The sequence below is a fragment of the Halomonas alimentaria genome (assembly GCF_009902005.1).
GTDB lineage: Bacteria > Pseudomonadota > Gammaproteobacteria > Pseudomonadales > Halomonadaceae > Halomonas > Halomonas alimentaria.
Window position 1 is genome coordinate 1,589,266 of record NZ_WUTT01000001.1, and the last position, 11,645, is coordinate 1,600,910.

At 65.9% G+C, this 11,645-nt stretch carries 10 protein-coding genes; 6 read left to right on the top strand and 4 right to left on the bottom strand.

All coding sequences use genetic code 11. The annotated features are described in order from the left end of the window. Nucleotides 1-11: 11 nt before the first annotated feature. The 4 genes from glnG to glnA form a co-directional block, all read right to left on the bottom strand. Nucleotides 12-1,427 (bottom strand): nitrogen regulation protein NR(I), encoded by a 1,416-nt coding sequence (glnG, locus tag GRB96_RS07525; RefSeq protein WP_161431568.1) that lies wholly within the window; start codon nucleotides 1,425-1,427, stop codon nucleotides 12-14. Next, nucleotides 1,420-2,466 carry a nitrogen regulation protein NR(II) gene (gene glnL / locus GRB96_RS07530; protein WP_161433044.1) on the bottom strand — a complete coding sequence of 349 codons (1,047 nt, stop codon included), beginning with the start codon at nucleotides 2,464-2,466 and terminating at the stop codon, nucleotides 1,420-1,422. The genes glnG and glnL overlap by 8 nt, the downstream gene beginning before the upstream one ends. A 376-nt stretch (nucleotides 2,467-2,842) precedes the next feature. Then, on the bottom strand, nucleotides 2,843-3,403 hold the full coding sequence (locus GRB96_RS07535; RefSeq protein WP_161431569.1) for a DUF4124 domain-containing protein: 561 nt from the start codon (nucleotides 3,401-3,403) through the stop codon (nucleotides 2,843-2,845). Between the two features lie 164 nt (nucleotides 3,404-3,567). Continuing rightward, nucleotides 3,568-4,974: a glutamate--ammonia ligase gene (glnA, locus tag GRB96_RS07540; RefSeq protein ID WP_161431570.1), complete on the bottom strand. Its 1,407-nt coding sequence runs from the start codon at nucleotides 4,972-4,974 to the stop codon at nucleotides 3,568-3,570. 447 nt (nucleotides 4,975-5,421) lie between these two features. Here glnA and GRB96_RS07545 point away from each other — a divergent pair, with 447 nt between their 5' ends. From GRB96_RS07545 to GRB96_RS07570, 6 genes are all read left to right on the top strand, one after another. After that, entirely contained in the window at nucleotides 5,422-5,973 is a 552-nt protein-coding gene (locus GRB96_RS07545) for a hypothetical protein (protein WP_161431571.1), read from the top strand. Nucleotides 5,974-6,174: 201 nt separating this feature from the next. Continuing rightward, nucleotides 6,175-8,025, top strand: a complete 1,851-nt coding sequence (gene typA, locus GRB96_RS07550) for a translational GTPase TypA (RefSeq protein WP_161431572.1) — start codon at nucleotides 6,175-6,177, stop codon at nucleotides 8,023-8,025. A gap of 144 nt (nucleotides 8,026-8,169) precedes the next feature. Then, nucleotides 8,170-8,493 carry a hypothetical protein gene (locus GRB96_RS07555; RefSeq protein WP_161431573.1) on the top strand — a complete coding sequence of 108 codons (324 nt, stop codon included), beginning with the start codon at nucleotides 8,170-8,172 and terminating at the stop codon, nucleotides 8,491-8,493. A 126-nt stretch (nucleotides 8,494-8,619) separates the two neighbouring features. Continuing rightward, nucleotides 8,620-10,065: a sodium-dependent transporter gene (locus tag GRB96_RS07560; protein ID WP_161431574.1), complete on the top strand. Its 1,446-nt coding sequence runs from the start codon at nucleotides 8,620-8,622 to the stop codon at nucleotides 10,063-10,065. Nucleotides 10,066-10,159: 94 nt separating this feature from the next. Continuing rightward, entirely contained in the window at nucleotides 10,160-10,939 is a 780-nt protein-coding gene (locus GRB96_RS07565; protein WP_161431575.1) for an ABC transporter ATP-binding protein, read from the top strand. Then, nucleotides 10,926-11,630 (top strand): ABC transporter ATP-binding protein, encoded by a 705-nt coding sequence (locus GRB96_RS07570; RefSeq protein WP_161431576.1) that lies wholly within the window; start codon nucleotides 10,926-10,928, stop codon nucleotides 11,628-11,630. Before GRB96_RS07565 ends, GRB96_RS07570 begins: the two co-directional genes overlap by 14 nt. Nucleotides 11,631-11,645: the final 15 nt, after the last annotated feature.

Here is an 11,645-nt window from a genome sequence, read left to right on the forward strand (position 1 = left end):
TGGCGACCAGCCTACTCCCCATCGGCCAGCGCCGGTAACAGGACCTTGAGCTTGCGGGTGAGGGTGTTGCGCCCCCAACCCAGCAGTTCGGCGGCTTCCCCCTTGCGCCCCCCGGTGTGGCGCAGGGCGGTCTCGATCAGGATCTTCTCGAAGTCGGGAACCGCCTCCTCCAGCAGGTGGGTGTGGCCGGCCGCCAGGGCGCGGTCGGCCCAGTCGCGGAAGGCCACCCGCCAGTCGCTGCTGGCGACCAGCCCCTCGTCGCTCGCCTGGCGCAGCTCTGGCGGCAGGTCCTCCACCAGGACCTCGCGCCCCGAGGCCATCACCGTCAGCCAGCGGCAGGCGTTCTCCAGCTGGCGTACGTTGCCGGGCCAGGGCAGCCGGGTGAGGTGGCGCTCCGCCTCGGGGGTGAGCACCTTGACATCGGTGGCGAGCTCCTTGGCCGCCTCGGCCAGGAAGTGGCGGGTCAGCCGCGGGATATCCTCGCGCCGCTCGGAAAGCCTGGGCAGGTGCACGCGAATCACGTTGAGGCGGTGGAAGAGGTCCTCGCGGAAGCGACCATCCTCCACCAGCCGCTCCAGGTCCTGGTGGGTGGCGGCGATGATGCGCACATCCACCTTCACCGGGGTGTGGCCGCCCACCCGGTAGAACTCCCCGTCGGCCAGCACCCGCAGCAGGCGGGTCTGGGTCTCCGCCGGCATGTCGCCGATCTCGTCGAGGAAAAGGGTGCCGCCGTTGGCCTGCTCGAAGCGCCCCTGGCGGCTTGCCGTGGCCCCGGTGAAGGCGCCCTTCTCGTGGCCGAACAGCTCCGACTCGATCAGATCCCTGGGAATCGCCGCCATGTTGAGGGCGATGAAGGGCTTGCCGGTGCGCGGGCTGTGCTGGTGCAGGGCCCGTGCGACCCGCTCCTTGCCGGTGCCGGATTCGCCGTTGATCAGCACCGTGATTTGCGAATGCGAGAGCCGGCCGATGGCGCGAAACACCTCCTGCATCGCCGGCGCCTCACCGATGATCTCGGCATCCAGTCCCTCGGGCACGCTGATCGGGCGCCGGCGCTCCCGAGCGTGGGCCACGGCACGGCGCACCAGGGCCAGCGCCTCGTCGACGTCGAAGGGCTTGGGCAGGTACTCGAAGGCGCCGCCCTGGTACGAGGCCACGGCGCTGTCCAGGTCGGAGTGGGCGGTCATCACGATCACCGGCAGCTCCGGGTGGGCCTCGCGCACCTTGGCCATCAGGTCGAGGCCGTCGATGCCCGGCATGCGGATATCGGTGACCAGCACGTCGGGCGGGTCGGCCAGCAGCCGTTCGAGGGCGGTGTCGCCGCGCTCGATGCACTCCACCTCGAGGTCGGGCTGGGCCAGGGCGCGCTCCAGCACCCAGCGAATGGCGCGATCGTCGTCGACGACCGCCACGCGTGCGACATCATTCATGGCGCGTCTCCAGGGGAATCAGCAGTCGGAATTCGGTATGGCCCGGCACGGAATCGCACTCGATCAATCCCTGGTGCTGGTGCAGGATGCCTTGTGCAATGGAGAGTCCCAGGCCGCTGCCGTCGGCGCGCCCCGAAACCATGGGGTAGAAGAGCGTCTCCTGCAGCGCCTCGGGAATGCCCGGGCCGTTGTCGAGGATCGCTACCTCGCACACCAGGCGGTGGCGCTCGGCGCCCAGGGTGAACTGGCGACGCGCCCGGGTGCGCAGCACCAGGCGCGGCTCGGGGGTGGCCGCCTCGTGCATCGCCTCCACGGCGTTGCGTGCCACATTGAGTACCGCCTGGATCATCTGCGCCTCGTCGCCGGCGAGATCCGGCAGGCTGGGGTCGTAGTCACGTTCGATGCTCACCCCGGGGTGCTCGGCGAGCACCAGGGTGCGCACCCGCTCCAGCACCTTGTGGACATTGAGTGGCTGATGGCGCGTCACCCGGTTGGGACCCAACATGGAATCCACCAGATCGCGCAGGCGATCCACCTCCTCGATGATGATGCGGGTGAATTCGCGATGCGCCGGGTTCTCCAGATCGCGCTCCAGCAGTTGGGCCGCGCCGCGGATGCCGCCCAGCGGGTTCTTGACCTCGTGGGCCAGGCCCCGAGTCAGCACCTTGACGGTCTCCTGGCGAGTCATCAGCGCCTCCTCCCGGGAGATGCGAATCAGCCGGTCGCGGGGCTCAACCTCCAGCAACAGTTCATCGCGGGAGAGGGGGGTGGCGGTATAGTCCACGGTCAGCGGCTCACCGCCCAGCATCACCAAACGCGCCTCGCGGCGGGTGAAGGGATGGCAGGCCTCCAGCGCCTTGGTCAGCACCGCTGCCATCCCGTCCTCCTGCTCCATCAGCGAGCACAGTGCCACTCCCTGCACGCGGCTCAGGCTCACCGAGAGCAACGCCTCGGCGGCGGGATTCATCCACGCCACCCTGAGCTCGCCATCCAGCTGCAGCACGGCGGTGGAGAGGTGTTCCATCAGGCGTTGGTACATCGAAGCAGCCATATCGGGTCCGGGTATACTTGCTCTGGAGAGGAAAGCTGCAAGAAACGGGCCAGGACGGCGAAGCCCATGACAGCACGCCCTGCAACGTCTGACGGTGCAATACATGCACCAAAATAGTGCATACGGGAGATGCCTGCACCATCTCCAGACTCGAACCGGATCAAGGCGCCGGACGCGTTTGTCGTTCGGCCCGGCGGCGCTGCACCGGCTCATCCTCGGGCAGGCGTCGAGAGGGAGCGTCAGACGGAGGCGGCTGGTAGGGCGGATACTCGGAATGAGGAGGCCAGTGCCCGCCATGCGGTGGGCGACAGGGCCTGGGGCTGCCGTCCGGGCACCACGGCCAGGGTGCCCAGCGAGGGGGAAGCTAACCGGCTGGCTGGCGATTCACGTTGGCACGCAGCACATAGATGGTCACCGGCGAGGTGCGGTGGCGCACCTCGCCGCCGGCATCCAGCAGCTCGGCCTGCAGTACATGCTCCCCGGGGTTCATGTTGGGGACCATGAACGCCGAAGTGTGCATCGCCGACTGGCTGACCTGGCCATCCACCAGCAACCTGACGCGATGGTCCTCGCGCAGGCCGGGCTCGATCCCCAGATCCACGGCGATGTTGCCGGCCGCTCCCACCGGAAAGGCCTGCTCGTGGGTCGGCGAGACGATGCGAAAGCTGTCGTAGGGCATGAACGGCTGGCCCGGCGAGGCCGCCGCCGGGGCACTCTCGAGGCGCGGCGCGGCCTGACCGGTGCGCACCTCGCCACTGGACGGCACTACCGTGACCGGCGCCAGCTCCATCTGCTCGCCACCACGGTCGGGGTTGTCGGTGAACACCACATTGCCCTGGGCATCCGTGGTGCGGTAGATCTTCTGGGCCTCGGCGGCCACGCCGAAGGTCATGACCAGCACCAGCGTCAGCACTGCCTTGTTCATGGATCGCCCCCTGCGTGTCGCTGCGTGAGCCAGGATGGCTCGGCATCATCACTGTGCGTTGGATAGTGTAGAGAAGAAAGGGGTTCCGCCGGTAGCGGAACCCCTTTTCTGGTTCAACGAGTGCTGGTTCAACGTGACGCGCCGCCCCGCCGGGGCGGCGATCATCAGCAGCTGTAGTACATGTCGAACTCGACCGGGTGCGTGGCCATGCGCAGGCGGTCCACGTCTTCCATCTTCAGCTCGATGTAGGCGTCGATCATGTCGTCGGTGAACACGCCACCCTCGGTCAGGAAGGCACGATCCTTGTCCAGTGCCTCCAGGGCCTGGTCGAGGCTATGCGCCACGGTCGGCACCTTCTTGCCCTCTTCCGGCGGCAGGTCATAGAGGTTCTTGTCCATGGCATCGCCGGGGTGGATCTTGTTCTTGATGCCGTCGATGCCGGCCATCAGCATCGCCGCGAAGCACAGGTAGGGGTTGGCGGTCGGGTCGGGGAAACGCAGCTCGACGCGCTTGCCCTTGGGGCTCGCGGTGTAGGGGATACGGATCGAGGCCGAACGGTTGCGAGCCGAATAGGCCAGCATCACCGGCGCCTCGAAGCCCGGCACCAGGCGCTTGTAGGAGTTGGTGGAGGCGTTGGCGAAGGCGTTCAGGGCACGCGCATGCTTGATGATGCCGCCGATGTAGTAGATGGCCATCTCGGAGAGGCCGGCGTACTCGTCACCCGCGAACTGGTTGGTGCCCTCCTTCCAGAAGGACTGGTGCACGTGCATGCCGCTGCCGTTGTCGCCCACGACAGGCTTGGGCATGAAGGTGGCGGTCTTGCCGTAGGCGTGAGCCACGTTGTGGATCACATACTTCATCTCCTGGACCTCATCGGCCTTCTTGACCAGGGTGTTGAACTTGACCCCGATCTCGTTCTGGCCGGCGTTGGCCACCTCGTGGTGGTGCACCTCGACGCTCTGGCCGATCGCCTCCAGGGTGTTGCACATGGCGCCACGGATGTCGTGGAAGCTGTCTACCGGGGGCACCGGGAAGTAGCCGCCCTTGACCCGTGGACGGTGGGCCAGGTTGCCGCCCTCGATGGGACGGTCGGTGGCCCAGGCGCCCTCCTCGGAGGTGATCCGGTACATGGCGCCTTCGGGATCGGCCTTCCAGTGCACCTCGTCGAAGATGAAGAACTCCGGCTCCGGGCCGAAGAAGGCGGTGTCGCCCAGGCCAGTGGACTGCAGGTAGGCCTCGGCACGCTTGGCGATGGAGCGCGGATCACGCTCATAGCCCTGCATGGTGGCCGGCTCGATGACATCGCAGCGCAGCACCAGGGTGGAATCCTCGGTGAAGGGATCCAGGAAGGCGGTGCCATCCTCAGGGCGCAGGATCATGTCGGATTCGTTGATGCCCTTCCAGCCGGACATGGAAGAGCCGTCGAACATCTGTCCGTTCTCGAAGAACTCCTCATCCACCTCCCGGGCGGGGATGGTGACGTGCTGCTCCTTGCCGATGGTATCGGTGAAGCGCAGGTCGACCCACTTGACGTCATGTTCTTCGATCAGGGCGAGCGTCTTGGCAGACATGGTGTCCTCCGGTTGAGCAGGGCTCGATGGTTGAGGTGATTCAGGCATCACGATGCTGGAACCCCAGCAAGCTGTTGTAGCACGCCGCAGGCGCACTGCCCACGACGGCCCGGCATCCCGGGCGCTGACCATAACAATGCAGGCAGCGTGCCAACCCTGCACTCCATGCTCGCATGTATTCCGCAACCCATTGAATAAATTATCTATTACCCGATATGCCGGCTGCACTCCAATGACGCACCGGCTCGCTGGTCGAGATCGCCTGACATAAACCGCACCACAACGGTGCAAAACCCGGGCGGTACGCACCATTACGAACCACCAGCCAGTGCCGGCAACGCGCCTTTGATACATTCAATAACTTCACGCTACACTTGATTACAACACTCCCCGCCGGCCGCGTCTCCTGGCCGCCACACGGAGCCTCCTCCTGGCCTCGGAGAACTTATGGCCGCTCCTCACGGCACTCTACTGATCGATGCACGCAGTGCCGGCGCCAGGCTCCCCCGAGAACTGGCACTGGTGGCCAGCCTCGCCGTCGACCAATCCTTCGAGCTCGTTATTGTCGACGATACCCAGGATCCACGGGTCACCGGCATCGCGCGCCGCCATGGGGCACGCCACCTGCGCCTGCCCGGAGCCCCTCTGGGCCAGCGGCTCGCCACCGCCATCCCCAAGACCAGTGGCCCGGTGCTGGTGTTTCCCGTGCTTGGCTCTCTCTCCTCTACCCGCAGCCTACTGCAACTGGCCCAACGCGTCAGCGTCGGCGAGGTCGACGCCGTGATCCTGCCCGGCAGCACGCCGGGGCTGTTCGCCCGCCTGCTGGGACGCCGGAAGCCCACCTCCATCGCCGGCATCTGCCTGACACGCCACTGGTACGAGCGCCTTGGCGGCTGCGACCCGGATCTCGACCAAGAGGCCCTCACCGACCTGGTGGCGCGCCTGCGCCTCTGCGGGGCTCACCTGGAGCTGGCCGCCCCACATCAGCGGGGCAGCTAACCACAGCCAAACGGTGTAACGGGACCAGAACAAGGATGAGGCGAGCGTGCCAGGCTCGAGGGCACGCCATGGCAAGTCGGCAAACTTGCTACTCCTGGGCGCCGCTAGTCTGTACAATGCGCGTCCCACATCCCTGCCCCGCGCCTAGGGTACTTACCAGAACGTGTACATAGGTGCGTACATATCAGCGAGTCACACCTTATGAGCACGACCGTAAGTCCTTCAAATATCGAAAGTCTCAGGAACATTGCGATTATCGCGCACGTCGACCACGGCAAGACCACCCTGGTCGACAAGCTTCTCCAGCAGTCCGGCACCCTCGATCGCAAGGCCGAGGGGCAAGAGCGCGTCATGGACTCCAATGACCAGGAGAAAGAGCGCGGCATCACCATCCTGGCCAAGAACACCGCCATCCGCTGGCAGTCGCCGGATGGCCAGGCCTATCACATCAACATCGTCGACACCCCCGGACACGCCGACTTCGGTGGCGAGGTCGAGCGCGTCATGTCCATGGTCGACTCGGTACTGCTGCTGGTCGATGCGGTCGACGGCCCCATGCCGCAGACTCGCTTCGTGACCCAGAAGGCCTTCGATCAGGGCCTCAAGCCGATCGTGGTGGTCAACAAGATCGACCGTCCCGGCGCCCGCCCCGACTGGGTTATCGACCAGATCTTCGACCTGTTCGACAACCTCGGTGCCTCCGATGAGCAGCTCGACTTCCCGATCATCTACTGCTCGGCGCTCAACGGCATCGCCGGCCCCGATCCCGACGAGCTGGCCGAGGACATGACCCCCATGTTCCAGTCCATCGTCGACATCGTGGAGCCGCCCAAGGTCGAGCTGGACGGCCCCTTCCAGATGCAGATCTCCGCGCTGGACTACAACAGCTACGTCGGCGTCATCGGCCTGGGCCGCATCACCCGCGGCTCGGTCAAGCCCAACCAGCAGGTCACCGTCATCACCAAGGAAGGCGCCACCCGCAAGGGCAAGATCGGCCAGGTGATGACCCACATGGGCCTGGAGCGCGTGCAGACCGACGAGGCCACCGCCGGCGATATCGTCTGCATCACCGGCATCGATGCCCTGGCGATCTCCGACACCCTGTGTGACCCGGCCAACGTCGAGGCGCTGCCGCCGCTCTCCGTGGACGAGCCCACCGTCTCCATGACCTTCCAGGTCAACGACTCGCCCTTCGCGGGCAAGGACGGCAAGTTCGTCACCAGCCGCAACATCAAGGATCGCCTCGAGCAGGAATTGATCCACAACGTGGCGCTGCGCGTCGAGCAGGGCGAGACTCCGGAGAAGTTCAAGGTCTCCGGTCGCGGCGAGCTGCACCTCTCGGTGCTGATCGAGACCATGCGCCGCGAGGGCTTCGAGCTCGCCGTGGGCCGCCCCGAGGTGATCATCCGCGAGATCGACGGCGAGAAGCAGGAGCCCTACGAAGAAGTCATCATCGACTGCGAGGAGCAGCACCAGGGCGCCATCATGGAAGAGATCGGCTACCGCAAGGGCGAGCTCAAGAACATGAACCCCGACGGCAAGGGCCGGGTGCGCCTGGACTTCATCATCCCGGCACGCGGGCTGATCGGCTTCCGAGGCCAGTTCATGACCCTGACCTCGGGTACCGGCATCCTCACCAGCCGCTTCGACCACTACGGCCCGCTCAAGCCCGATGCCGCCATCGAGCGTCGCAACGGCGTGCTGGTCTCCATGGTCTCCGGCAAGGCCCTGGCCTACGCCCTCTACGCCCTGCAGGAGCGCGGCAAGCTGATCATCGACCACGGCACCGAGGTCTACGAAGGCATGCTGATCGGCATCAACAACCGCGCCAACGACATGGTGGTCAACCCCACCAAGGGCAAGAAGCTCGACAACATGCGTGCCTCGGGCAACGACGAGAACATCGTGCTGACCCCGCCGGTCAAGTTCAGCCTCGAGCAGGCCATCGAGTTCCTCGATGACGACGAGCTGGTGGAGATCACTCCCAACTTCATCCGTCTGCGCAAGAAGCACCTCACCGAGAACGAGCGCAAGCGCGCCGGCAAGAAGTAAGCGCCGCGCCCGCCTCGACAAGGCCCGCCGACCGGCGGGCCTTTTTCATGCCTGTCCGCCGGCAACGGCTTTCCCCCCTGCTTCGTGACCCTCTATGCTGCAGGTATGCCCAGCGAGCATGACCCTCACAAGAGGAGAGCCAAGATGCACAAGCACGTGGAGTGGGACGACCCCGGCGCCGACAGCGTGATGCGCCACTTCCAGCAGGACGACAGCAGCCATTCCGAGCCTGGCCCCGGTGATATCCTCTCGGCGCGCCATGAAGGTGCCGTGGTGCGGGTGAAGGTGGAGGCCTACGTGGAGGGCACCAGCATCGGCGAGGTCGCGGCGATCATCTCCGTGGACAACGGCCGTCGGCTCAAGTCCCACGGCAAGCTCGCCCTGGGCGACACCGTGCGCCTGCCCGACGAATTCCGGGCGCTGGAGCCGATCCTCGGCGACCCCAACGACAGGCGCGAGGATGACTAGTCGACAGCCTGTCCTCCCAGGACGTTAACGCGGCGTAAACGCGCACCACTGGCTCCCGACGGGCTTTTGTCGCAAAGTGGCGAGCTGGGCCCACAAGGCCAACGAACTCGAGTCGCGGGAGCACCGATGAGCACGCACAACGTCTGGACCCACAAGGGCACCTTCCTGCTGGCCGCGGTCGGCTCTGCGGTAGGGCTCGGGAACCTGTGGCGTTTCCCCTACCTGGCCGGCGAGAACGGCGGCGGGGCCTTCATCCTCGTCTACGTCCTGACCATCTTCGCCGTGGGCATTCCGATCCTGATCGCCGAGACCATGCTGGGCCGCGCCAGCCGACGCAGCCCGATCATGGGCATGCGCTTCCTGACACGCACCCATCACACCTCGCGCAGCTGGGAGACCATCGGCTGGCTGGGGGGCATCTCGGCCTTCCTGATACTGAGCTTCTATTCGGTAATCGCCGGCTGGGCGATCCACTACACCTGGCAGATGTTTACCGGCGCCCTGGTCGGGGCCGACGCCGCAACCATCGCCGCCGGTTTCGACGCCCTGCTCGCCTCGCCCTCGCTGCTCACCCTCTACCACACCCTGTTCATCGTCGCCTCGGGGCTGATCGTCGGCCTCGGCGTCCACCAGGGCATCGAACGCGGGCTGCGGGTGATCATGCCGGCTCTCTTCGTGATCCTGCTGGTGGTGCTCGCCTACGGCGTGACCAACGGCGACTTCGCCGCCGCCGCCAGTTTCCTGTTCACCTTCAATGTTGCCGACCTCAGCCTGGAAGGCTGGCTCGAGGCCATGGGCCAGTCGTTCTTCACCCTGAGTCTGGGCATGGGCGCCATCATGGCCTACGGCGCGTACATGTCCAGCGAGGTCTCGCTGACCCGCACCGCCATCGCCATCGCCGTGATCGATACCGCGGTGGCCATCGTCGCCGGCCTGGCGATCTTCTCGCTTGTCTTCGGTGCCGGCCTCGACGCCGGCCAGGGCCCCGGGTTGATGTTCGTCACCCTGCCGCTGGCCTTCGCCGAGATGCCAGGCGGGGCGCTGGTCGGCGGAGTCTTCTTCATCCTGGTGCTGGGTGCGGCGATCAGCTCCTCCATCTCGCTGATCGAGCCGGTAGCCGCCTTCCTGGTCGAACGCTTCGACCTCACCCGTCCCCAGGCGGTATTCGCCATGGTGGTAGCCGCCTGGGCACTGGGCCTGCTCACCGTGGCCAGCTTCAACCTGTGGGCCGAGGGCAGCATCTTCCACAGCCTGTTCGGGCGCAGCGCCTTCGACCTCTTCGAGCTGCTCACCAACATCTTCATGCCGCTGGGTGGCCTGTTGATCGCGCTGTTCGCCGGCTGGGCGCTGACCCACTCCGAGGTGATGAAGGAGATGCGCACCAACGAGACCTGGTTCGCCATCTGGCGTTTTCTGGTGCGCTTCGTCGCCCCGGCGGCGGTCTCCTTCGTGTTCCTTCGCGCCATTCCCCAGGTGGATGGCTATCTGAGTCCGGCCATCGGCGCGGTAGTGATCGTCGGCGCCTTCGCCGCCGGCCGCACCTTCCTGATGGATGACCGCCAGGAACAGTGACCCACGCTGCCGCCTCGAGGGGCGGCGGCGTCGTGGCGGCGTGACATAGCAAGCAGATACATCAAACCAGCACAACAACAACGAGACATAGCGCATGGCATCCATGATCGACGTGCAGCACGTCAACAAGGCCTTCGGGGGCCTCAAGGTGATCAACGACTGCTCGCTCTCGGTGGAGTCGGGCTCGATCACCGGCCTGATCGGCCCCAATGGCGCCGGCAAGTCGACCCTCTTCAACATCATCGCCGGCGCCCTGCCGCTGGACAGCGGCCAGGTGCTGCTCGAGGGCGAGGAGATCACCAACCGCCCCGCCAACGAACTGTTCCACAAGGGGCTGCTGCGCACCTTCCAGATCGCCCACGAGTTCTCTCACATGACCGCACTGGAGAACCTGATGATGGTGCCGCCGGCCCAGGCCGGCGAGAGCCTGTTCAACGCCTGGATGAAACCCGGCCTGGTACGCTCCCAGGAGGCCGAGGTACGTCGCCGCGCACTGGAGGTGATCGACTTCATCGGCCTGCATCACGTGCGCAACGAGCTGGCCGGCAACCTCTCCGGGGGCCAGAAGAAGCTCCTCGAACTCGGCCGCACCATGATGACCGACGCCCGTGTGGTACTGCTCGATGAGATCGCCGCCGGGGTCAACCGCACCCTGCTCGGCGACCTGGTGGAGAACATCGAGCGGCTCAACCGCGAGATGGGCTACACCTTCCTGGTCATCGAGCACGACATGGACATGATCACCCGGCTCTGCGACCCGGTGATCGTGCTCGCCCAGGGCAGCGTGATGGTCGAGGGCTCCATCGAGGAGATCCAGAACAACCCCGAGGTCATCGAGGCCTACTTCGGAGCGACTCACGATGCCACTGCTTGAAGCACGCGACGTCTATGGCGGCTACGGCGGCATGAACATCCTCAACGGGGTGAACATGACCCTCGAGGCCGACCAGATCGGCGTCATCGTCGGTCCCAACGGCGCCGGCAAGTCCACCATGCTCAAGGCCATCTTCGGCCTGCTTGTGGTTACCCAGGGCGAGATCCTGCTGCGCGGCGAACCCATCCACAACCTGCCGCCCCACCGGCTGGTGCAGCAGGGCATGGGCTTCGTGCCCCAGGAGCACAACGTTTTCCCGAGCCTGACGGTGAAGGAGAACCTGCAGATGGGGGCCTTCCTCAAGCCGGGCAATGTCAAGCGCATGCTGAAGCAGATCTACGACTTCTTCCCGCCTCTCTACGACAAGCGCCACCAGCCCGCCGGCGAGCTCTCCGGCGGCCAGCGCCAGATGGTAGCCATGGGCCGCGCGCTGATGGCGGAGCCCAGCGTGCTGCTGCTCGACGAGCCTACGGCCGGCCTCTCACCGCTCTACATGAACGAGATCTTCGAGCAGGTAAAGCAGGTCAACGCTGCCGGCGTCGGCATCCTGATGGTGGAGCAGAACGCCAAGCAGGCGCTGGCTATCGCCGACAAAGGCTTCGTGCTGGCCGCCGGCCAGAACCGTTTCACCGATACCGGGGCCGCCCTGCTGGCGGACCCGGAAGTGGCCAGGAGCTTCCTGGGCGGCTGAGCCTCGGAGCAGGGA